Origin of the sequence: Rhizobium sp. Leaf321 (assembly GCF_001423215.1) — a bacterium.
GTDB classification, from domain to species: Bacteria; Pseudomonadota; Alphaproteobacteria; order Rhizobiales; family Rhizobiaceae; genus Neorhizobium; species Neorhizobium soli.
On sequence record NZ_LMOF01000006.1, the window covers coordinates 379,984 to 400,459 of the forward strand.

At 62.1% G+C, this 20,476-nt stretch carries 21 protein-coding genes; 9 read left to right on the plus strand and 12 right to left on the minus strand.

What is annotated here, in order from left to right:
* Positions 1–141 precede the first annotated feature (141 nt).
* Entirely contained in the window at positions 142–2,064 is a 1,923-nt protein-coding gene (locus tag ASF70_RS08280; RefSeq protein ID WP_082471824.1) for a glycosyltransferase family 2 protein, read from the minus strand.
* A gap of 205 nt (positions 2,065–2,269) precedes the next feature.
* Here ASF70_RS08280 and ASF70_RS08285 point away from each other — a divergent pair, with 205 nt between their 5' ends.
* Positions 2,270–3,022, plus strand: coding sequence for a transporter substrate-binding domain-containing protein (locus tag ASF70_RS08285; RefSeq protein ID WP_244473992.1), 753 nt, complete (start codon positions 2,270–2,272; stop codon positions 3,020–3,022).
* Positions 3,023–3,065: 43 nt separating this feature from the next.
* Here ASF70_RS08285 and ASF70_RS08290 read toward each other — a convergent pair whose 3' ends face one another.
* From ASF70_RS08290 to ASF70_RS08300, 3 genes are all read right to left on the minus strand, one after another.
* The gene (locus ASF70_RS08290) at positions 3,066–3,731 is read right to left on the minus strand and encodes a helix-turn-helix transcriptional regulator (RefSeq protein ID WP_062453904.1); all 666 of its coding nucleotides are present in this window, start codon (positions 3,729–3,731) and stop codon (positions 3,066–3,068) included.
* 209 nt (positions 3,732–3,940) lie between these two features.
* The gene (locus tag ASF70_RS08295; protein WP_062453903.1) at positions 3,941–4,588 is read right to left on the minus strand and encodes a response regulator transcription factor; all 648 of its coding nucleotides are present in this window, start codon (positions 4,586–4,588) and stop codon (positions 3,941–3,943) included.
* Between the two features lie 98 nt (positions 4,589–4,686).
* Positions 4,687–5,091: a hypothetical protein gene (locus tag ASF70_RS08300; protein WP_062578961.1), complete on the minus strand. Its 405-nt coding sequence runs from the start codon at positions 5,089–5,091 to the stop codon at positions 4,687–4,689.
* 92 nt (positions 5,092–5,183) lie between these two features.
* Between ASF70_RS08300 and ASF70_RS08305 the strand changes: the two genes are divergently transcribed.
* On the plus strand, positions 5,184–5,531 hold the full coding sequence (locus ASF70_RS08305) for a DUF952 domain-containing protein (protein ID WP_062453901.1): 348 nt from the start codon (positions 5,184–5,186) through the stop codon (positions 5,529–5,531).
* Entirely contained in the window at positions 5,528–6,631 is a 1,104-nt protein-coding gene (locus tag ASF70_RS08310) for a quinone-dependent dihydroorotate dehydrogenase (protein WP_062578963.1), read from the plus strand. Before ASF70_RS08305 ends, ASF70_RS08310 begins: the two co-directional genes overlap by 4 nt.
* A 13-nt stretch (positions 6,632–6,644) precedes the next feature.
* Here the strand turns inward: ASF70_RS08310 and ASF70_RS08315 are convergent, their stop codons facing one another.
* Positions 6,645–7,130: a CAP domain-containing protein gene (locus tag ASF70_RS08315; protein ID WP_062578965.1), complete on the minus strand. Its 486-nt coding sequence runs from the start codon at positions 7,128–7,130 to the stop codon at positions 6,645–6,647.
* Positions 7,131–7,397 carry a DUF6460 domain-containing protein gene (locus tag ASF70_RS08320; protein WP_062578966.1) on the minus strand — a complete coding sequence of 89 codons (267 nt, stop codon included), beginning with the start codon at positions 7,395–7,397 and terminating at the stop codon, positions 7,131–7,133.
* Between the two features lie 219 nt (positions 7,398–7,616).
* Here ASF70_RS08320 and ASF70_RS08325 point away from each other — a divergent pair, with 219 nt between their 5' ends.
* The 5 genes from ASF70_RS08325 (at position 7,617) to pdeM (ending at position 13,339) form a co-directional block, all read left to right on the plus strand.
* Complete coding sequence (locus ASF70_RS08325) at positions 7,617–8,543, plus strand: methyltransferase (protein WP_062578968.1); 927 nt, start codon at positions 7,617–7,619, stop codon at positions 8,541–8,543.
* A gap of 138 nt (positions 8,544–8,681) precedes the next feature.
* Complete coding sequence (locus tag ASF70_RS08330; protein WP_062453896.1) at positions 8,682–9,299, plus strand: YitT family protein; 618 nt, start codon at positions 8,682–8,684, stop codon at positions 9,297–9,299.
* Positions 9,299–9,943 (plus strand): YitT family protein, encoded by a 645-nt coding sequence (locus ASF70_RS08335; RefSeq protein ID WP_062578970.1) that lies wholly within the window; start codon positions 9,299–9,301, stop codon positions 9,941–9,943. The genes ASF70_RS08330 and ASF70_RS08335 overlap by 1 nt, the downstream gene beginning before the upstream one ends.
* A gap of 39 nt (positions 9,944–9,982) precedes the next feature.
* On the plus strand, positions 9,983–12,505 hold the full coding sequence (locus tag ASF70_RS08340) for a ligase-associated DNA damage response DEXH box helicase (RefSeq protein WP_062578971.1): 2,523 nt from the start codon (positions 9,983–9,985) through the stop codon (positions 12,503–12,505).
* A gap of 126 nt (positions 12,506–12,631) precedes the next feature.
* A complete protein-coding gene (pdeM, locus tag ASF70_RS08345; protein ID WP_244474025.1) occupies positions 12,632–13,339 on the plus strand; it encodes a ligase-associated DNA damage response endonuclease PdeM in 708 nt (235 codons plus the stop codon).
* On the opposite strand, the gene ASF70_RS08350 is transcribed toward pdeM, so the two are convergent.
* From ASF70_RS08350 to ASF70_RS08360, 3 genes are all read right to left on the minus strand, one after another.
* The gene (locus ASF70_RS08350; protein ID WP_062578980.1) at positions 13,318–14,238 is read right to left on the minus strand and encodes an alpha/beta fold hydrolase; all 921 of its coding nucleotides are present in this window, start codon (positions 14,236–14,238) and stop codon (positions 13,318–13,320) included. The two genes, pdeM and ASF70_RS08350, sit on opposite strands and share 22 nt — an antisense overlap.
* Positions 14,239–14,320: 82 nt before the next feature.
* The gene (locus ASF70_RS08355) at positions 14,321–15,046 is read right to left on the minus strand and encodes an anti-sigma factor (RefSeq protein ID WP_062578982.1); all 726 of its coding nucleotides are present in this window, start codon (positions 15,044–15,046) and stop codon (positions 14,321–14,323) included.
* A complete protein-coding gene (locus ASF70_RS08360; protein ID WP_062580142.1) occupies positions 15,043–15,594 on the minus strand; it encodes a sigma-70 family RNA polymerase sigma factor in 552 nt (183 codons plus the stop codon). The genes ASF70_RS08355 and ASF70_RS08360 overlap by 4 nt, the downstream gene beginning before the upstream one ends.
* 284 nt (positions 15,595–15,878) lie before the next feature.
* Here ASF70_RS08360 and ASF70_RS08365 point away from each other — a divergent pair, with 284 nt between their 5' ends.
* Positions 15,879–16,679: a DUF4394 domain-containing protein gene (locus tag ASF70_RS08365; RefSeq protein ID WP_062578984.1), complete on the plus strand. Its 801-nt coding sequence runs from the start codon at positions 15,879–15,881 to the stop codon at positions 16,677–16,679.
* A gap of 60 nt (positions 16,680–16,739) precedes the next feature.
* On the opposite strand, the gene ASF70_RS08370 is transcribed toward ASF70_RS08365, so the two are convergent.
* The 3 genes from ASF70_RS08370 to ASF70_RS08380 form a co-directional block, all read right to left on the minus strand.
* Positions 16,740–18,557 (minus strand): chloride channel protein, encoded by a 1,818-nt coding sequence (locus ASF70_RS08370; RefSeq protein WP_244473993.1) that lies wholly within the window; start codon positions 18,555–18,557, stop codon positions 16,740–16,742.
* A 74-nt stretch (positions 18,558–18,631) separates the two neighbouring features.
* Positions 18,632–19,444 carry a TIGR02186 family protein gene (locus tag ASF70_RS08375; protein WP_062453889.1) on the minus strand — a complete coding sequence of 271 codons (813 nt, stop codon included), beginning with the start codon at positions 19,442–19,444 and terminating at the stop codon, positions 18,632–18,634.
* Positions 19,444–20,370 (minus strand): sulfite exporter TauE/SafE family protein, encoded by a 927-nt coding sequence (locus ASF70_RS08380; protein ID WP_062453888.1) that lies wholly within the window; start codon positions 20,368–20,370, stop codon positions 19,444–19,446. The genes ASF70_RS08375 and ASF70_RS08380 overlap by 1 nt, the downstream gene beginning before the upstream one ends.
* Between the last annotated feature and the right edge of the window lie 106 nt (positions 20,371–20,476).

Sequence of the window (20,476 nt, forward strand, 5' to 3'; positions counted from 1 at the left end):
CTACAGATAACCCGTCGCCTACAGACCAGCGCGATATGTGCCCAACGAAGCGTTCAATTGGGTCTCCTGCGTCTTCCCGAAGTTTCCCCAGCTGAAGACGAGGTTCAGCTTCCCTTCGCCTGCTCCAATCCCCTCTCCCGATCAGCTCTCCTTCCGGCGCGGCATGTGGGGTGTCTTGCTCCAGTGGAAGGGCTTTGTCCTGAGTTCCCGTAGCGCCTTCCAGGCGGCGAAGGATGTCATCATCCAGTAGAGCGGCACGGCAACCCAGCGGCGGCCGACGAGGCGCTTTTCGTGGTCGGTCATCGATCCGATGCCGAGGCCGAGGAAGATGAGATAGCTGCCGAGGATATTGGTGAAGTCGATCGCGAACAGGCCGACGACCTCAAGCGGCAGCGTGTCGATCGGCGCCCGCAGCATTGCCGAGAAGCCGACGCCGAGAAAGACGAGGATCAGCGGATGCAGCAGCGATGACAAAAGCATGCCGCCCACCAGCAATTGGATCACGCAGAAAGGCTTGATGCCGATTTCGCCGATCAGCCGCGCCGGGTCGCGCATCAGCACCAGCCAGGTTTGCAGCCAGCCCTTGAACCAGCGGCTTCTCTGCGACGTCCACACCTTGATCGATAAAGGCGCGTCCTCCAGCGTCTGGTGCCGCATCACGTCGGCGGTAAAGCCGAGCCGGTAGAGCCGCATGCCAAGATCGGCGTCTTCCGTCACGTTGTACGGATCCCATCCGCCGGCTGCGATCAGCGCGCTGGTGCGGAAATGGTTGGACGTGCCGCCGAGTGGAAGCGGCATGTTCATTCTCCCGAGCATCGGCAAAAGGCCGCGAAACAGCGCTGCATATTCGAGCGAAAACAACGCGCTCAACCAGCTTTCCCGGGCGTTGGTGATGATCAGTGGTGCCTGCAGGCAGGCAAGTTCGGATGGTGCCGCGCGAAACCGCCGGTACGCCTCGCGGAGTTGTAGCGGGTGCGGCCTGTCCTCGGCGTCGTAGATTGCCGTGAATTCGCCGCGCGCACCTTTCAGCGCATAGGTGAGAGCCTTTGGCTTCGTCCGCGGACCATAGGCCGGCACTTCGACGATCTCGAACTGGGGGCCAGGCTCAAGCGCCTTCAAGGCTTCGATCGTCTGCCGGTCGTCGATTTCGCATACGAACTTGATGTCGAGCAGAGATGCGGGCCAGTCCAGCCGCTTGAGGCTTGCGACCAACTGCTCGGCCATGTCCTCTTCGCGGTAGAGTGCGACCAGAATAGTGTAACGCGGCAGCAGCCCGAACGGTGGAGCGACTGGCACGCGTTCAGGCGCCACCAACGTTTGCCGGATCATCGCCGAAAGCCGAAGACAGAGCGTCGAGAAATAGGTGAGCGACAGGACGATATGCAGCGCAAGCAGCGTATCGATCGGTGCAATCAGCAGGAGACAGGCAAGGGTCGTCAGAAACGACCCACCGTAAAAGCCCTGGTGGCCTGCAAGCACAACGCGGGCCGACAGCAGGGGTCTCTGCTCGAACAGGGTATTCGTGGTCTCGCGGATGCGGCGCGCTGCATCGGCTTTCCAGACGGATTCGCGAATGGCGCTCGGCGTGGTGATGACGAGATCGCGGCCCACAAGCGGCAGGGTCGCAAGCGTTGCCGCAATCTGCGAAAGTCGCGCCGCCTCCGGCACGATGGCGATTTCCTGCGCCTTGTTGCGATGGGCGATCCTCACCATGGTCGGGCGTGTCAGCTGGGCGTCGGTCGAGGGCAGGATAACGACAAGCGCGGGATCGAGCGACGAGACGAAGGGAAGTCGCAGCAGACGGGCGATGGCACCGTAATAGGCGTCTTCCCTCACGTCGCCGCATGCCAGAAGCTCGGCCTCGACCGTCGTCCCGTTTTGCCTGGAGAGGCCAGCCAGCTTGGCGATCAACGGTTTCGAGAAACCGAGGGCCGCAAGCGCTGTCAGCTCGACCTGGATGCCGGGACGAAAGTCGAGCAATTGCCCGGACTCGGTCTCGTCGGTCGGCGGCGCCCCCGTTTCGTCGTGATAGGTCGGCTGCGAAGCATGTTCCTCTGAGCGCATGTTGCTGCTACACCGTCCGCAGACGAACCCCTATTGCCCCACACGGATCATAAAGATGCGATACCTGATTACATCCCTAAAAAGCAGTGGTGTTTTCAAGTTTATGCAGCTTTTGGTGGTGGTGATACACGGACTTCTGTCCGCATCGCAGGCACTTGCGGCCTCCACCGCTCCGCCTTCTACCCCGGCGACCCAGCTTCCGCTGATGTTTGACGCACGAGAACGCGTGGAGCGCCAGGATCTGTCGACAATCCTGCGCGTGCGCATCCTGACGACTGTCGATTTCCCCCCTTTCAATTTCGCAGATCAATCTGGCCGGCTGTCAGGCTTCAACATCGATCTCGCCCGCGAGATTTGCACGGTCCTGAAGATCGAGGCAAAGTGCCAGATTCAGGCCATGCCCTTCGCGGATCTCGAAAAGACCCTGGAAGACGGGGGCGGGGAGGCCGTGATGGCAGCGGTCGCTGCAACTCCGTCGCTGCGGCAGCGCTTTCTTTTTTCCAGGCCCTATCTCGGTATCCCGGCAAGGTTTGCCCGCAACAACGCGGCGACACTGGCTGCGACCACGGTATCGGACCTCAGCGATCGTCCGGTCGGTGTCGTCGCGGGAACGGCGCATGAGGCGATGGTAAGAGCGTTCTTCCCGAAGCTCACGCAAAAGTCGTTCGACAGTTACGAGGACATGCTGGCAGCGCTGAAGGAGAGACAAGTGGATGCGGTCTTTGCCGATGGCCTTCGCCTGCCGTTCTGGGTCGCAAGCGAGGCATCGGAGACCTGTTGCAGCCTGTTCGACGGCCCCTACCTGTCGCAGAAATTTCTAGGCGAGGGCCTGACCATCATGGTCCGCAGAAACGATCCGACCCTTGCCGCCGCCTTTGATCAGGCGCTGGCCGAATTGTCGCGCAACGGCCGCCTGCAGGAACTCTACCTGCGCTATTTCCCGAACGGCCTCTATTGAGACCAAGGAATTTTTTCTCAAGATACGTTGAATGCAACGCGGCTTACTGGCTCGCCCAGATGATCCGTGCCATCCATTCCACATCGGCCGTGTCGAATGAACGGTTCGCGTGTTCGGGGTTGAGCGACAGAAGCTCGATCAGGCGCGCACTCTGGCGCGCCAGAACTTTCGCCATCACCTCGCCCTCGCGGGTTTTCAACACCACGCGGTCGCCACGCCGAACCTGTGCGCCGGGCTCGACGATCAGCACGTCGCCGTCCCGATAGAGCGGCATCATGGAATCGCCCTGGACCTCGAGCGCGTAGACACCGGCTTTTCGAGCAGGATCGACGGGAAACTCCACCACATCCCAGCCCTGTCCGGCAGGAAAACCGCCATCGTCGAAAAAGCCGCCGGAGCCGGCCTGGGCAAAGCCGAGCAGCGGGATCGTGCCGTTCTGGGATGGAAAATTGCCGTCGGGAAGTTGCGACCTGCCCATCGCATGCGGCAGATAGCTCATGAACTGATCGACCGTTGCGCCGGTCGCTTCCAGAACTTTGGCAATCGATTCCGTCGAGGGCCATCGCAGTCGTCCGTCGGGGCCAAGCCGTTTCGACTTGTTGAACGAGGTCGGATCCAGTCCTGCGCGTCGGGCAAGCCCAGACGGCGACAGCTGATGACGCTCAGCCAGCGTGTCGATCGCGATCCATATCGTCTCATGTGACAGCATCGTCGTCCCTGCCCCCGGCACAAGAGGAAACAGCCGTTGCCGCCTTCCGCCTGCCATTGCCGATCAGTCCCGTTGGATGCAAGCGTCAAGGATACCGGCCCTCAAGGCCGCCGCCCGGAGATGAGCGATCTCCGCTTGCTCGTCGCAGAATTTAGCCCAGCAGGGGGATTTCGTAAAGCAGAAAAGGAATAAAATCCTTTGCTGCTATCCTACGCCACCATGGCCATGTTGAGCCGGCCGAGCTTGATGACGGCTTGGGTGCGACTATCGACGTTCAGCTTCAAAAGAATAGCCGAGACATGCGCCTTGATGGTCGCCTCCGAGACGCCCAGCTCGTAGGCGATCTGCTTGTTGAGCAGGCCTTCGCCAAGCATCGACAGAACCCGGTGCTGCTGGGGCGTCAGCGTCCGCAGACGGTCGAGAATGTCTGATCTTGCGGCGTCTTCCTCGCTCTGCGATGTCTCGCCTTTCGGCACCCAGATATCGCCTTCCAGCACGGCCTGTATTCCGGCCCTGATATCGTCAAGCCCGCAGGATTTGGAAATGAAGCCGGAAGCGCCCAGATCGAGCGCCCGCCTGATCGTGCTGCGATCGTCCGTGGCTGAAACGATGATCACCGGTAGCGCCGGAAAGGCCGACCTGAGCGACGTCAGGCCCGCAAATCCGCTCACGCCCGGCATGGCAAGGTCGAGCAGCATGAGATCGGTTTCGGGATTGTCTTGCGCCGCTGTTCTCGCCGCATCGAAGTCGCCCGCTTCGATGATGACAATTTCGTCGGCAACGCCTTGTATCGCCTGTTTCAGCGCGCCGCGGAAAAGCGGATGGTCGTCGGCGATGATGATGTTGAGTGTCTGCATGTCCACGCCCCCTCCCAAAGGCATAGTCGTGCTTTCCCTGTAATACCTAATGTGTAGCGCCGAGTGTGGCGCGACACAAGTCTGCAAAATAGCCTGACTCAGGTCCTGTCCGGTTGCGGCTCGCCGCCAAACTCCCGCACCAACGACATGACGCCGCGCATGAACCGCTCGATGATCGAGAGCGACCGGTCGACAGCATCGTCATCAGGAAAGATCTTGGGGCGATCGGCAAGACGCTGTTCCAGCGCGGTCACGCGTTTTTCGAGCAGATCCAGTTCGTTTTCATAGGCGGCCCGCTCGTCCGGTGCCATGCGGCAGACGAGTTCTCCGTCGGTGTCGTTGCACAGCGACATCGCGCCGGTTTGCGTATCCAGCCGAACGATCCCCTGTTCGGTCCGCTCCAGCTGGAACCGCCGGTCGTCTTGCGCTTGAGCCGGCAGCGAAAGCACCTGCGTCGAGAGCGCAACGGTTACAAAGACTCGTGTCGCAGTGATTCTTTTCATGATCCTTCCTCCTCATTGCACCATGGACAATCAACGCCCTTTGCGGCAAACGGTGCCGATCATAGATCAGAGCCGGACTATGGGAGTTCGTGATGCCCGATATCGTCTACAAGATCGTACCCGATTCACTTTGGCGCAAGGCCAAGGAGACTGGTCGCTTCGAAGGTGCGGAAATCGACCTGCGCGACGGCTACATCCATTTCTCCACCGGGTCCCAGGCGCGCGAAACGGCCAAGCGGCATTTCGCCGGCCTGACGGGCCTGATGCTGGTCGCCGTCAACACGCTGGTTCTGGGCGATGCCCTGAAATTCGAACCCTCGCGCGGCGGCGATCTTTTCCCCCACCTATATGGCTTCCTGCCGTTTTCAGCCGTGCTCTGGGAAATGCCGCTTTTGATCGGCGTTGACGGCCAGCATGCCTTTCCGGAGAAAATGCCATGATCGGAACAGTGATGCGGCCGTTTTCGGCGCTGGCGTCGCGCAGTCTGTTCGTCTTCGATCCGGAAAAAGCTCACGGCCTGTCGGTCGCGGCGCTGAAAAGCGGTGTCGTGCCGGCCTGCAGCCTCAAGGCCGATCCGCGGCTCGCCCAGACGATCGCCGGCATCCGCTTCGAAAACCCGATCGGGCTTGCCGCCGGCTATGACAAGAATGCCGAAGTGCCGGATGCGGTCCTGAAGCTCGGCTTCGGCTTCACCGAAATCGGAACCGTCACGCCGAAGCCGCAGGCCGGCAACGACAAGCCGCGCATTTTCCGGCTGGTCGAGGATCGCGGCATCATCAACCGGCTCGGCTTCAACAACGAGGGCCACGAGGCGGCGTTCCAGCGACTTTCGGCCCGTAGAGGCGCAAGCGGCATCGTGGGCGTCAATATCGGTGCCAACAAGGATGCGCAGGACCGTATCGCCGATTACGTCGCCGGTATCCGCAAATTCTACGGCCTTGCCACCTATTTCACAGCCAATATCTCGTCGCCCAACACGCCCGGCCTGCGCGACCTGCAGGCGCGCGACAGTCTGAAGGCACTGCTCGAGGCAATCCTGTCCGTGCGTGACGAAGAGGCGACCCGCCATGGCCGTTCCGTGCCGATCTTCCTGAAGATCGCGCCGGATCTGACCGAAGAAGGAATGGATGACGTCGCAGCTGAAGCGACGTCCCATGCGCTGGATGGTCTGATCGTTTCCAACACGACACTGGCGCGCGACGGTCTGCGCAACCATACCCAGGCGAAGGAAATGGGCGGCCTTTCAGGTGCGCCGCTGTTTTCACGCTCGACGACCGTGCTTGCCAAGATGCGCCAGCGGGTGGGCAAGGACCTGCCGATCATCGGCGTTGGCGGTGTGGGAAATGCGGCGCAAGCGCTCGAAAAGATCCGCGCCGGAGCCGATCTCGTTCAGGTCTATTCCTGCATGGTCTATGAAGGGCCGGGCCTGCCATCCGCAATCGTCCGCGGCTTGTCGTCTCTGCTTGACCAGGAAAAGGTCACCTCGATCCGCGATCTGCGCGACACGCATCTCGACCAATGGGCGGCCAAAAGCCTCTAGCCGCCGGCTTCGATCAGTTGGAAAGCACCATCGCCCAGTACAGCCGTCCGTCGCTTGCGCGGGCGGCGGCAACGCCGAGGCTCTTGTAGCTGCCCAGCATGTTGCGCAAGTGTTTCGGCGAGTCGATCCAGGCCTGGACCGCGTCGCCGACATCATGCTGGCCAGCCGCAATGTTTTCCGCCGCTGGCAGCGCCACCTCGCTCTTTCGCATCCGGTCGCCGAAATCGTCCCCGAAGCCGATCAGGTGCTTCATTTCCTTGGCCTTCGCCATTCGGACGGCCTGCCGCCCTGCTGCCAGTCGTGCCTGCTTGTCGAGGCCAAGAGACGAAAGGCCCTTTGCCTGGCGCAGCTTGTTGACGAGCGGAAGCGCCGCTTCCGTCTCGTCGACAGAACCCGGCGTCGGTGTCAGGACTGCTGTGGTGGAGCAGCCGGCAAGGAGAAGGCCGGTGCCGGCGAGCGCCAGAAAGGTGCGACGGGAGGGGAGAGACACCATCGACATTCAGCGGCGAATGCTCAGAAGCCGCAGCACGATGAAGACAGGCACCACGATGATCGCGCCGAGAAGGAGATAGTCTCCGACGCGTCCCAGTGCCTGGAAACCGTTGTACCAGAGGTCGAGGAAATAGTAGCGGATGGTGTCGACGATATTGTCCGGCGTGAAGCCGAAAAACGCCAGCACGAAGCCGACGATCAGGCAGACGACGATCAGCTTGACGATCGTGCGGCCGATCGAATCGCCGAGGAACCTGTTCACGCCATCCGCCATCGTCGATCGTCTCCACCGTTGGAAAATTGGTTTGGGATTGCCATAGCCTTGCGGGAACAGTCCCGCAACCTGTCACATAGGCACTCTTCACTAGCCTCTCAAATACAACTTGAGTTTTTTTGTGGCCCGGGTGACAGGAGGGGCAAGGGGAATGGCGAGATGACGCAACTCCACCGTCGCCGTAATGCCCGCCGTAACTCCAGTGAAAGCCGTCACGCCATGAGCGCGATCCAGTTCTCTTCCGGTGACGTCATTGCCGACCGCCGCGCGGATTATGCCCGCATGCTGGCCGAGGGACAGGATTTTCCCGCCGCCGCAGAACTGATGGAGCAGGCACTGGAACTCGTGCCCACCTGGGCCGCCGGATGGTTCAGGCTCGGCGAATACCGCGACAAGGCGGCACTCGCGAATGCAGCCGACGCCTATCGCCGCGCGCTCGAACTGCAGCCGGACGATATCTTCGGCGCCAGCCTGCGGCTCGCGCTGATCGGCGCCGGCGATGTCCCGGACCAGCCGCCCAGCCGCTATGTGGAGGGCCTGTTCGACGACTATGCCGACAGGTTCGATACGTCACTGGTGGAAAAGCTCAACTACTCGGTCCCGCAAAAGCTTGGCACGCTGGTTGCGCCCCATGGGCCGTTTGCGACCGTGGTCGATCTCGGCTGCGGCACCGGCCTGTTCGGCGCCGAGATCCGCGACCGGGCAGGGCGCCTCGAAGGGTTCGACCTGTCCGCCAACATGCTGGCCAAGGCTGCGGAAAAACACCTCTACGATCACTTAGGGCAATCGGATCTCAGCCTTGAGGCAGCACAGTCCGGCCTGTTCGACACGCTTCCGCCGCACCGTGCCGATCTCGTTTCGGCAGCCGATGTGCTGATGTATCTCGGCTCGCTCGAAACGGTCTTCCCACTCGTGACCGAGCTTCTGGCACCGGCCGGTCTGTTCGCCTTCTCGGTGGAAGATGCGGGCGAGGACGAGACGTTTGTGCTCAAGGATTCGCTCCGTTACGCCCATTCGGAAGTCTATATCGGCGGCCTGCTCGCGCATTACGGCTTCGATCTCATCGCCGTCGAGCGGACGACCATTCGCATGGATGCCGGCAAACCCATCCACGGCATACTGTTTCTGTCGCGAAAGACCGGATAAGCCTTCACTTTGTTGTTATTTCGAAAGGCCGTCGGCGGGCGCAGCGATGTCGCTTGATGAAGCTGCTATCGCGGTGCACAATCGCCAAAAATCTAGGGGAATAGCGTGGCCGACGAACAGGTTGCAGCAAGGCGCCGTATGGGTTTCTACAGCCTTGATCCGGCACGCCATACGATGCTGGAAGATGCGCAGGGCCTGTTCATCAGTGCCATGGTTGCAGCCCTAGGTCTTTATCTCCTGAACCAGGTCGGGCTCCTCACCAGCGGCACGGCCGGCGTCGCCTTCCTGCTGCATTATGCGTTCGATATTCCCTTCGGCGTCCTGTTCTTCGTCGTCAATCTGCCGTTCTACTACCTGTCCTTCAAGCGCCTCGGCCTCGGCTTTTCGGTCAAGACCTTCATCGCTATTGCCGGCGTTTCCGTCATTGCCGAGCTGGAGAAGCGCTTTCTGGTGATCCAGTATCTCGATCCATTCTGGGCAGCGCTGCTCGGCGGCATCCTGATCGGCTTCGGCCTTCTGGGCCTTTACCGGCACCGCGCCTCGCTTGGCGGCATCGGCATTCTCGCGATCTATATCCAGGACCGGTTCAAGATCCCGGCAGGCCTCGTTCAGCTTGGCTTCGATCTCTGCGTCATGGCCGCCGCCTTCTTCGTCGTTAGCCCGATGACCGTGGTCTGGTCGCTCCTGAGTGCTGTCGTGCTCAACCTGCTCTTGACCGTCAACCATCGCTCCGATCGCTATATCGCGGTGCGCTGATGGCAAACGTGACCGACAAAAGGAGCCCCGTCGGCCTCTGGACTTCCAGCTCCGAAAAACACTCGCTCATCGAGGATGTGCAGGCGATCCTTGCCGGTTCCATGCTGGCAGCGCTGGGCGTCGTGCTGCTGCAGGCCGCAAACCTTCTGATCGGCGGCACGGCAGGTATCGGCTTCCTGCTGCGCTACTCGGTCGATATCAGTTTCGGTGCCGCTTTCTTCCTGCTCAACCTTCCGTTCTACTGGCTTGCCTACAAGCGGCTCGGTCCGGTCTTCACGGTCAAGACCTTCTCCGCCGTCGCGGTCACGTCGGTGCTCACGGGCGTCCTGCCGAAGGTGATTACCATCAGCGCCATCGATCCGGTCATTGCCGCCCTGTTCGGCGGTCTCCTGATCGGATGCGGCATGCTGATCCTGTTTCGCCATCGCGCCTCGCTCGGCGGTTTCGGCATTCTCGCCCTCTACCTGCAGGACCGTCTCGGCTGGCGGGCCGGCTTCGTGCAGCTCGGGCTTGATTGTGTCGTGCTGGTCCTGTCCTTCCTCGTCGCCAGCCCCTTCGTCATCCTCTGCTCGGTCATCGCCGCGGTGACGCTGAACCTGACGCTTGCGATCAACCACCGCACCGACAGATATATCGTTCGGTAATCCTCTTCATTTTCGCAAGGTTCGTCTTACCTTAGCGGGGTGGATCTCGTCGAAAACCCAACGCCCGGCTCTGATGCTGTCGCTCTGCCCCGCCCGTTCCTCAAATGGTTCGCGGAAAAGGGCTGGTCTCCGCGCGCCCATCAGTTGGAGCTTCTGGCCCGCGCCCAGGCCGGCGAAAACATGCTGCTGATTGCGCCGACCGGTGCCGGCAAGACGCTCGCGGGCTTCATGCCGTCGCTGACCGATCTGGTCATGCGCGGCAAGATCCCGCCGGGCTCGGCGTTTACCGGCATCCACACGCTGTACATCTCGCCGCTGAAGGCCCTGACGGTCGATATCGAACGCAACCTGATGAAGCCGGTCACCGAAATGGGTCTCTCGGTCACCGTCGAGAACCGCACCGGCGACACGCCGCAGTCGAAGCGACAGCGCCAGAAGCTCAATCCGCCCAATATTCTGCTGACCACGCCCGAACAGGTGTCGCTGCTGCTCGCCAACAAGGAGGCGGAGCGGTTCTTCAAGGACCTGAAATACGTCGTCCTTGATGAGCTGCATTCTCTGGTCACCTCCAAGCGCGGCCATCTCCTGTCGCTCGCCCTCGGGCGCCTGCGCCGTCTCGCACCCGGCATGCAGACGATCGGGCTGTCGGCCACCGTGGCCGATCCGATGGATCTCCAGCGCTGGCTGGTGCCGCAGGGCGAACATCCGGCCCCACCCGCCGGCCTCGTTCATGTGACGGGCGGGGCGGCACCCGATATCACCATTCTCGACACGGAAAACCGCATCCCCTGGGGAGGCCATGTTTCGGCCTATGCCATTCCGGATGTCTACCGCGAGATCAAGCGCCATGCGACGACGCTGATCTTCGTCAACACCCGCTTCCAGGCGGAATTCCTGTTCCAGGCGCTGTGGACCATCAACGACGATAATCTTCCGATCGCGCTCCACCACGGCTCGCTCGATGCCGGCCAGCGTCGCAAGGTGGAAGCGGCGATGTCCGAAAACAAGCTGCGCGCCGTCGTTGCGACCTCGACGCTCGACATGGGGATCGACTGGGGCGATATCGATCTCGTCCTCCATATCGGCGCGCCCAAGGGCGCCTCGCGTCTTGCCCAGCGCATCGGCCGCGCCAATCACCGCATGGACGAGCCGTCGAAGGCGATCCTCGTCCCCGGCAACCGGTTCGAGGTGATGGAATGCCAGGCGGCGCTCGATGCCAATTACCTGGGCGCCCAGGATACGCCGCCGGTCGGCGAAGGTGCGCTCGATGTTCTCGCCCAGCACGTCCTCGGCATGGCCTGCGCCGAGCCGTTCGATCCGCTCGAGCTCTATGACGAGATCATCTCGGCCTCGCCCTATGCCGGCCTTTCCTGGGAAATGTTCGAACGGATCGTCGATTTCGTCGCGACCGGCGGTTATGCCCTGCGCGCCTATGAGCGTTACGCCAAGATCCGCAAGACGGAGGAGGGCCGCTGGCGGGTCTCGAATGCGCAGGTGGCGCAGCAATACCGCCTCAACCTCGGCACCATTGTCGAGGCGACCGAGCTCAGTGTCCGCCTCGTCAAGCGCAATGCCAAGGGCGCGGTCGGCCGCGGCGGCATGACGCTCGGCAAGGTGGAAGAGCAGTTCCTGGAACAGCTCGTGCCCGGCGATACGTTTCTGTTTGCCGGCAAGGTGCTGCGGTTTGAAACCATCCGCGAGAACGAATGTCTGGTGTCGAACACCTATTCGACCGATCCGATGATCCCGACCTATGCGGGCGCTAAATTTCCGCTCACCACCTATCTCGCCGATCAGGTGCGCGCCATGCTGGCGGATCCGGAACGCTGGAAGGTTCTGCCGGATCAGGTGCGCGACTGGCTGGCGATCCAGAAGGAACGCTCCATCCTGCCGCGCCGCGACGAGTTGCTGATCGAGACGTTTCCGCGCGGCAAACGCTTCTTCATGATCGCCTACTGCTTCGAAGGTCGGCTCGCACACCAGACGCTTGGCATGCTTCTCACACGCCGGCTGGAGCGCGCCGGCGGCAGGCCGCTCGGCTTTGTCGCCACGGATTATTCGCTCGCCGTCTACGGCCTCAACGACATGGGGGGCATGATCGCGGACGGCAGCCTCAGCCTTTCCGATCTGTTCGACGAAGACATGCTGGGCGATGATCTCGAAACCTGGCTCGCCGAAAGCTATCTTTTGAAACGGACCTTCCGCAATTGCGCCGTGATTTCCGGATTGATCGAGCGGCGTCATCCGGGCAAGGAAAAGACCGGCCGGCAGGTCACGGTCTCGACCGATCTGATCTACGACGTTCTGCGCAGCCACGAGCCCGATCACGTTCTTTTGGAAGCGACACGCCGCGATGCGGCAACGGGGCTTTTGGATATTGGCCGGCTAGGAGATATGCTGGCACGAATCAAAGGGCATATCACCCACCGTGCGCTGGATCGCGTTTCGCCGCTGGCGGTACCGATCATGCTGGAAATCGGCCGTGAAACGGTACCGGGCGAAGCGCAGGACGTGGTGTTGGCAGAGGCCGCAGACGAATTGATCGCCGAGGCGATGGGGTAGGGCTTTATTCGCCACGCATGGCCCGGATAATGCCCGGCCCGGCGGATAAATGACTTTGTTCCGCAAGACAGGAAAGACGGAAAGACATTGCTGCATCGCCTGCGCCTAGCCGCCCAATCCAGCACGGTGACCCCGGTCGCGACCGGTGCGGAAGAGATCGTCGTCCATGGCGTCGCGGCCGTCTGCGATCCGCTCGGCGGCCTCTATCTGCCGGCAACCGGCATGCTCGTCGTTTCCGACCTGCACCTTGAAAAAGGTGCCGCCTTTGCAAGGCGCGGCATGATGCTGCCGCCCTACGATACGATCGCCACCCTCAACATCCTCGCCGCCGTCATTGCCCGCTATGATCCGAAAGTCGTCGTTTCGCTCGGCGATAACTTCCACGATCGCCGCGGCTCCGAATACCTGCCGGCGAACCTCCGCACCATGATTGCAGACATGGCGCGCGGTCGCGACTGGATCTGGATCAACGGAAATCACGATCCGGACGGAACGATCGATCTGCCCGGCACCTGCACCGACGAACTCGTCTATGGCGACCTCGTCTTCCGCCATGAACCGAGCCTGGCCACAGGCCCGAACGGCGTCAAGGGCGAGGTCGCAGGCCATCTCCACCCGTCCGCCACGGTCCGCCGCCGCGAAAAATCCGTCCGCCGTCCGTGCTTTGCCAGTGACGGCCACCGCCTCCTCATGCCCGCCTTCGGTGTTCTCGCCGGCGGCCTCGACCTCAATCACAAGGCGATGCACGGCATATTCGACCGCGAAACCCTGGTCGCCCACCTCCTCGGCCGCGACCGCATCTATTCCGTCCGCTACGGCAATTTGCTGGGCTGATCGCTCCAGGGATTACCCCCCTCCTTCAGCCAACGCAGTGTGTCGGTCCAGAACTCCTCCCTGTGGCGCGCGTGGAACAGGCCGAAATGCCCGATCCGTGAGTGCCCGTAGACCGCGGGCTCCAGCAGAACCTCCGTCCGTTCGGCGCCGTTATAATAGGCAAGGCTGCGGCGAATAGCTGCCACGCTGCCGATGTCGTCGTCCGCAACGGCAATGGCCAGGATGGGTGCCGTGACCGCCGCAAACCGGCGCAGAACCTCGTCGCGCTCGCCGACCGGATGGGTCATCTCCATCCGGGCCCCGCGAAAGCTCCACTCGTTGGCAACGCCCGCCGGCAGGTCTTCGAGCCAGCCGAGCCGCTTGCCCGGGAAATAGCCGAATGCGGCGGTGAGCACCGGCATCACGACATGCCACTTGAAAAACAGCCGGGCGCGGTGCCCCGGCGCATAATCGCGCCAGTAGGCGTATTGCGCGCCTACCGTCAGCATCCGGTCGATCCGTGCCCCGTTCGGAGATAGGCCGGGCAGATAGCCGCCGATACTGTGGCCAACCACCTGCAGCGGTTGATCCGGCCGCCTGTCGTGCATGAACCGAAGCGCTGCGTCGAAATCCTGCTCGCCCCAGTCCCGCCAGCGATAGCCGCAGCCCTTAAGGCTCGCCGGTCGCGACAGTCCGATGCCGCGATAATCGTAGGTCAGCACATCGAAGCCGTGCCTCGTTAGAAACTCTGCATAATAGTGATAGTAGCGGGCAAGGACGCCGGTTGCCGGGTTGATGACGACACTGGCAAGCGGCGGCCCCGATGCCGGCCAGATGTGACCGCCGAGCACCACCCCGTCCTGGCAGGTGATCGTCACCGGTTCACCTATCGGACGTGGTGTGTCCTGCGTCAGCGTCATCCCATTCTCCCTTCGGCGAAGGGAGAATACAGCCCGGTTTTTGGTGCGCAATTGGCCGAAAGGCCAAGGCGGTTGCGCGCCTCTACCGCGCCAGTTTCGCGAACCCCTTGGCAAGGATCGGCCCTGTCGGCCGTCCGGTTGGTGAACCACCCGCCTGTTCCAGCGTGATCTCGTAGAGCTGCGTTTCCTGTGGTCGCGGAAGAGTGGAGCCGCTGAGCTTAGCCGAGTGCGACTGCTCAAGCAGACCCAGCGACATCGGGCCCATCTCGCGGGACGGCAGGGTCCAGACCTGCATCGTCTTGTCTTGCGGCACCGCAAAATCGTTGAGCAGTTTCACGCTTGCCGTGTCGTTGCCGAAGTCTTCGACCACGGCCTGGATTTCGCCGGCCTCGTTGAGGAGCACAGCCACCACCAACGGCTCGTTTACCCGGGTGACGCTCCAGACCAGACCACCGGCAAGGATCAGCGACGCCGCGATTGCGGAGATCGCGGTTGCCCGCCAGCCGGAGCGGCTGTTGTCGTTGCCCGCGAGAGGCAGTCTCGGCGAAACCGAAGCGAGAGACGGGGCAACGGCGCCCGGTTGCTCCGGCAGACGGGAAGAGATCGCGTCCCACAGCGCCGAGGATACCGGAGCCGGCTCGACGCTGGTGTCGAGCGGCAGGAACCGCTCGCGTGCCCTGGCGACTGCTTCGGCAAGGCCGCCGTCGCGCTCGATGGCGGCTTCGACCTCGGCAGCCTCAGCCGCATCGAGAAGACCCAGAACATAGTCGTCGGCGATGGCCGGAAAGTCTCGTTCCTCGATCCTCATGCCATGCACTCCCGCAGCGAGGAAAGTCCGCGCCGGATCCACGATTTTGCCGTTCCAAGCGGAAGCTTGAGGCGTCCGGCGATTTCGCCATGCGTGTAGCCGCCGACATAGGCCATCAGAATGCCGCGTCGCTTGATCTCGTCGAGCGAGCCGAGGCACTCGTGCAGGCGGCTGTTGCGGTCGAGCCTGTGGAAGGAGGCCATGATCTGGTCCAGTTGCTCGCCGTCCTGCAGCGTCTCGAGCCTATCTTCGCCGACCAGATCCTCACGCTTGCCGTCGCGCAACAGATTGAGTGCGCGGTTGCGCACGATCGCGTAGATCCAGCCGCGCGCCGATCCGCGGTCGGGGGAATATTGATGCGCATGCGTCCAGATGCGGATGAAGGCTTCCTGCACCACTTCTTCCGCCAGTTCCCGCCGGCGCACGATCCGCTGCGCGACGGCGACCAGCCGGCCGGCCTCGTGGTCGAAGATGCGGCGCAAGCCCTGACGGTCGCCCGCAGCGCAGGCGGCAAGCGCCCTTTCGAGATCGTGTGTTTGGTCGGTCACAAGGGCCAAGCCGCTCTCTCCCCATGCGCGTTCGCAGGAACGCGAATATTGTCTCTGTGCTGTTGCCACGGCGGGCATGGGCTCGTCCAGTCTCGAAAGGTTTACCGGCTGCAAAGTCGCCTTCGAACTTGAGGACACGCCAAACCGGAAAATGGATGCAGCGAAAAAATATTTTCGTCTGCTGCATCCAAACGTATCCTCCCGTGTGTCTCCCTTCTGAGAGCATCGGAAAGGCCATGCGCCGACATGCTCTCGTCAAAGGTTTCAACGGGAGAACAGACACCATGAAAACCCTTCGCCACGCTCTGATCGCATCCTCGATCCTCGCAGCTTCAGCCGTCACGGGCGCAGTTGCCGCCTCCGCCGCCCCGGTCCTCGGTCTTACCGGCGACAAGACGCTTGTCATGTTCGACACGGCAAAGCCTGAAGTCACCAAGACGATGGAAGTCACCGGCGTCACCAAGCTGGTTGGCATTGATTTCCGCCCGGGCAACAAGACCGTGATCGGCGTCACGCCGGAACACGCGATCGTCTCGATCAATCTCGAAACCGGTGCCGCCACCGAAGTCGCCAAGATGGACAAGATGCTGACCATGTCGGACGCGCCTGTCGTGGTCGATTTCAACCCGATGGCGGACCGCCTGCGCTTCATGACCGGCACCACCAACCACCGCGTCCATCCGGATACGGGCGCCGTCACGGTCGATGGGACGCTTGCCTTCGAAGAGGGCGACATGCACAAGGGCGAGGCCCCGAACATCGTCGCCGCGGCCTATACCAATTCGATCGGCAAGCCCGAGAAGACCGCGATGTACAACATCGATGCCACGATCGGCGCACTGATCCAGCAGACCAAGCCGAACGACGGTACCCTGAAGGCAATCGGCAAGCTCGGTCTCAAGGACAAGCCTGCGACCTACGCCTTCGATATTCAGGGTGAAGACGGCGGCAAGAACACCGCCTATCTCGCAGCCGGAAAGATGCTCTATACGGTCAACCTGGAAACGGGCGCTGCGACCGAAGTCGGTACAATCTCCGGCGTCGAGACTGATGTACGTGACATCGCGGTTCTGCCTGCTATGTAATGCCACCGGCGGGGCGGACCACAGCGGTTCCGCCCCGCCGACTCAAACGATGCGTGCCGCCTAGATCTCGCCCGAGATCTCCCGGCGCCTGCGGTCCAGCTCTTCCGTGTAGCGCCGTAGCGTATGACTTTCCGAAAGCTGACCGATCACCTTGCGCTCGATCTGGTTGTTGACCACGGCCAGCGCTTCCGTCTCCGTCTTGTCGAACATCGCCGCTGCCTGCTTGGCATTCATGCTGCGCAGGAGAACGTCGTTCTTGAAGCGGATGAAATCTGCGAGCTGCGGCTTTTCCTCGCCGCCTTCGGTCGCCGCCGAATAGATATCCGGCGTCAGCACCATGCCGATATATTTTTCGTCCTCACCGACCATGATCACGCGCTGGGTTGATCCAAGCGGAAACTCCTTGCGAAAGTCCTCGAGCGTCATCGAAGCCGGCGCGGTCTTCACGTCGGCGCGCATCAGCTTGTCGACGGTAAGGTTGCGGATCCACCCGACGTCATGGGCACTGCGAATGCTCTCGCCGCGAAGGTGAAAACGCCATGTCGCAAACGAGTAGCCGAACGTGGTGCGCACCACGACGGACGAGGTGATGACGGCGGCAAGCGCCAGCGCCGTGATCGGAAAGTCGCCGGTCACTTCCAGCGCCAGAAAGGTCATGGTCAGAGGCCCGCCGATCACGGCAACGGCCATCGCGCTCATTCCGACCACCGCATAGATGACCGGCGTCAGCGTCGCATTGGCGAAAATGTAGGGTGTCGAATAGGCAAACAGCTTGCCGATCAGCGCACCGAGAAACAGCGAGGCGAAGAACAACCCGCCACGAAAACCGGCGCCGATAGTGATGGCCGAAGCGACGGATTTCAGCAGAAGCAGGCCCAGAACCGCTCCGATCGCCATATTCTGGTTGAGGCTCGCATGCAGCGCGCCGTGGCCGGCCGAAAGCACCTGCGTATCGATCAGCGCCAGCAGGCCCACCGCAAGTCCGCCGATCGCCGGCCGGAAGGCGGACGAGATGGAACTGGCGCGCGCCAGTTCCTCGACCTTGGTGACGCCCTGCATGAGCAGGATGCCGCCGCCCGCGCAAACGATGCCCAGCACCACCGCCGGCAGGTAATCCGCAGGCACGACGGTGCCGATCTTGCCGATATCGATCATGAAAGCGTCGCCGACGAAAAGCCGGGTGACAAAGGTTGCCGCAAGCGCCGCAACGACGACCGGCGCGAGGCTGACGATCGTGTAGGTGCCGATGATCAGCTCGAACGCGTAGAAGGCGCCGGTCAGCGGTGCGTTGAACGCGGATGCGATGGCACCGGCAGCACCACAGCCGACCAGCACGCGCAGATCCGTTCGGCGCAGCTGTACCAATGAGCCGATCTTCGACGCAATGCCGGAGGACAGCTGCGTATAGCCGGCCTCAAGCCCGATCGAGGTGCCGAAGCCGTTGGAGATCAGGTTCTGCACCGCGACGATGATGCTGTCGGTCAGTGACAGGCGACCGCCATGCAGCGCATTGGCCTCAATCGGGTCGACCATCGGCTTTTTACGCCACTTGCGCAGGATCAGGTACAGCAGGCCCATCACGACACCGCCGGCAACCGGCGCCAAAAGCACCGTCGTCGGCTCGAGAAACGCTGCCGAGCTTAAGCGCTCGGTGCTGCCGATCTTGAAGATCAGGACATGCAGCGCGTGCGAGATAAAACTCATCGCGGCGACCGCGAGGCCGGCGAGAACCCCGACAACGCCTGCGATCAGGATCAGGCCGAATTCGCTGCGCCTGATGACTGCGCGCAGTTCGGATGGCCGAAGCAGCGGACGGAGGAGGGACAGGGAAGCCAAAAGGCGTGCGGCGATCCGGCGGAACATGCTGACGCTTTGCATTGGAACTGTATGTTGCGCCCTAACTAGGGCGTGAGGAGAGGATTGGAAACCGTTCCGGCGAATTTGTTAGACGATCAGTCCTTGCGGAAGATGATGCTGGCGCCCCATCCGGTTACGACAGCGATCAGCACGCAGAACAGACCGTAGGCGATCGGACGCTCGTGGGCTGCATCGGTGATCGCCTGCTCCAGGCCGGTCTTGACCACGCGCAACGGCATCTCCCGCTGAAAGATCAGGTCGCCGCTCTTGAACAGATAGGCGTGGACCATGTGCACGCCATCGGGCACGTTGGCTGGAAGCCGCAACGAGGCGCGGAACAGGCTGGACGAGACGAAGCGCACGCCGCTCGTGTCGCGCTGGTAAAGCCCGCTGTTGAGCTTCTGCCGGCGATAGGCCTCGCGGAAATCGCTGATCAGACCGGAATTCGGAATGTAGCCGGTGGGGTTGAGAGGCAGGTGTTCGATGCCGACCCCGATGTTGTTGAAGGACGGCGCCTGGTGATCGAGGTCGTTCAGCTGGCGTGTGCTGGCGATCGAATAGCTCTCCGGCACCTGTTCGAACGTCATCGCCTGAGTGTTCATCCAGATCCCGAGCACGCGTTCCTTGCGCCGCACGGTGGCATAGTCGCGCGGACCTTCAAGCGTCACGACGATATCGTACTGACCGATCGCAAGCAGCAGCTCGTCCGGATTGGTAATGGCCCCGAAGATGGTGAGGTCGGCGCCGCGGAAATCCGAGGTGATGGCAATCTCGCTCGACGATGCTCCGATCTCCAGCCCTTCCTTGATCGGCGAGGCCGTGTCGAACGGCGTCTGGGCCGCGACCTGCGTTGCCAGCGACAATCCGAATGAGAGAAGAAGAAGGAGGGAGAGGATCAGCCTGCGCATCAGTAGGACAGTCCTCCGACGGCCACCGAATAGACGTCGCTCGGCGTTGCGATCAGGCCGATCGCAAGACGGATGCCGACGGCGAGAACCAGCAGCGCCAAAAGCGCGCGCAGCTGTTCGCCGCGCAGCTTCTGGCCGACGCGCACGCCGTACTGGGCGCCGATCACGCCGGCAATCATCAGGATCGTCGCAAGCACGATATCGACGGAGTAGTTCGTCGCCGCCTGAACCATCGTCGTATAGGCGGTGGTGAAGATGATCTGGAACAGCGAGGTGCCGACCACGACATTGGTCGGAATGCGCAGGAGATAGATCATCGCCGGCACCATGATGAAGCCGCCGCCGACGCCCATGATGGAGGTGAGGACGCCGATGACGAAACCGAGCACCAGGATCGGAATGGCGGAGAGATAGATCTTCGACTTCTTGAACCGCATCTTGAAGGGCAGGCGGTGCACCCAGTTGTGCTGGCCCGGGCGTTTCAGCGGAAGCTGCTGGTTGTTCTTTGCCCGCCGCATGGCTCTCAGGCTCTCCTGCAGCATCAGCGCGCCGATCGTCGACAAAAGCACGACATAGAGAAGCGAGATGAACAGGTCGAGCTGGCCGATGCGCCGTAGCCAGGAAAAGATCCACACACCGACCGTCGCGCCGACAAGGCCCCCGGCAAGCAGCACCGTGCCCAGTTTCATATCCAGCGACCCGCGCCGGAAATGGGTGATCGCGCCCGAGATCGAGGAGGCAACGACCTGGTTGGCGCCGGTTGCCACGGCAACGACGGGTGGAATGTTGTAGAAAATGAGAAGCGGCGTGATCAGGAAGCCACCGCCGACGCCGAACATGCCGGACAGAAACCCGACAGCTGCACCCATGCCGAGGATGATGAAGATGTTCACCGAAAGCTCTGCAATCGGCAGGTAGACAGTCACGGCTGAACCTCGACACGTCGAAAAAGACAACGCCGTTGCAGGCGGCACGCATTCAAGATGGCCGTCGCTCTGGCTTTGGGGAACCCTTTCACAGACGCGATGAACC

Excerpts from the sequence above, each read along its gene's own strand:
- ASF70_RS08290 (WP_062453904.1), bottom strand. The coding sequence starts at position 3,731 with ATGCTGTCACATGAGACGATATGGATCGCGATCGACACGCTGGCTGAG.
- ASF70_RS08320 (WP_062578966.1), bottom strand. The coding sequence starts at position 7,397 with ATGGCGGATGGCGTGAACAGGTTCCTCGGCGATTCGATCGGCCGCACG.
- ASF70_RS08280 (WP_082471824.1), bottom strand. The coding sequence starts at position 2,064 with ATGCGCTCAGAGGAACATGCTTCGCAGCCGACCTATCACGACGAAACG.
- ASF70_RS08315 (WP_062578965.1), bottom strand. The coding sequence starts at position 7,130 with ATGTCGATGGTGTCTCTCCCCTCCCGTCGCACCTTTCTGGCGCTCGCC.
- ASF70_RS08300 (WP_062578961.1), bottom strand. The coding sequence starts at position 5,091 with ATGAAAAGAATCACTGCGACACGAGTCTTTGTAACCGTTGCGCTCTCG.
- ASF70_RS08330 (WP_062453896.1), top strand. The coding sequence starts at position 8,682 with ATGGGTTTCTACAGCCTTGATCCGGCACGCCATACGATGCTGGAAGAT.
- ASF70_RS08305 (WP_062453901.1), top strand. The coding sequence starts at position 5,184 with ATGCCCGATATCGTCTACAAGATCGTACCCGATTCACTTTGGCGCAAG.
- ASF70_RS08365 (WP_062578984.1), top strand. The coding sequence starts at position 15,879 with ATGAAAACCCTTCGCCACGCTCTGATCGCATCCTCGATCCTCGCAGCT.
- ASF70_RS08350 (WP_062578980.1), bottom strand. The coding sequence starts at position 14,238 with ATGACGCTGACGCAGGACACACCACGTCCGATAGGTGAACCGGTGACG.
- ASF70_RS08310 (WP_062578963.1), top strand. The coding sequence starts at position 5,528 with ATGATCGGAACAGTGATGCGGCCGTTTTCGGCGCTGGCGTCGCGCAGT.
- ASF70_RS08370 (WP_244473993.1), bottom strand. The coding sequence starts at position 18,557 with ATGCAAAGCGTCAGCATGTTCCGCCGGATCGCCGCACGCCTTTTGGCT.
- ASF70_RS08295 (WP_062453903.1), bottom strand. The coding sequence starts at position 4,588 with ATGCAGACACTCAACATCATCATCGCCGACGACCATCCGCTTTTCCGC.
- ASF70_RS08355 (WP_062578982.1), bottom strand. The coding sequence starts at position 15,046 with ATGAGGATCGAGGAACGAGACTTTCCGGCCATCGCCGACGACTATGTT.
- ASF70_RS08325 (WP_062578968.1), top strand. The coding sequence starts at position 7,617 with ATGAGCGCGATCCAGTTCTCTTCCGGTGACGTCATTGCCGACCGCCGC.
- ASF70_RS08335 (WP_062578970.1), top strand. The coding sequence starts at position 9,299 with ATGGCAAACGTGACCGACAAAAGGAGCCCCGTCGGCCTCTGGACTTCC.
- ASF70_RS08285 (WP_244473992.1), top strand. The coding sequence starts at position 2,270 with ATGTTTGACGCACGAGAACGCGTGGAGCGCCAGGATCTGTCGACAATC.
- ASF70_RS08375 (WP_062453889.1), bottom strand. The coding sequence starts at position 19,444 with ATGCGCAGGCTGATCCTCTCCCTCCTTCTTCTTCTCTCATTCGGATTG.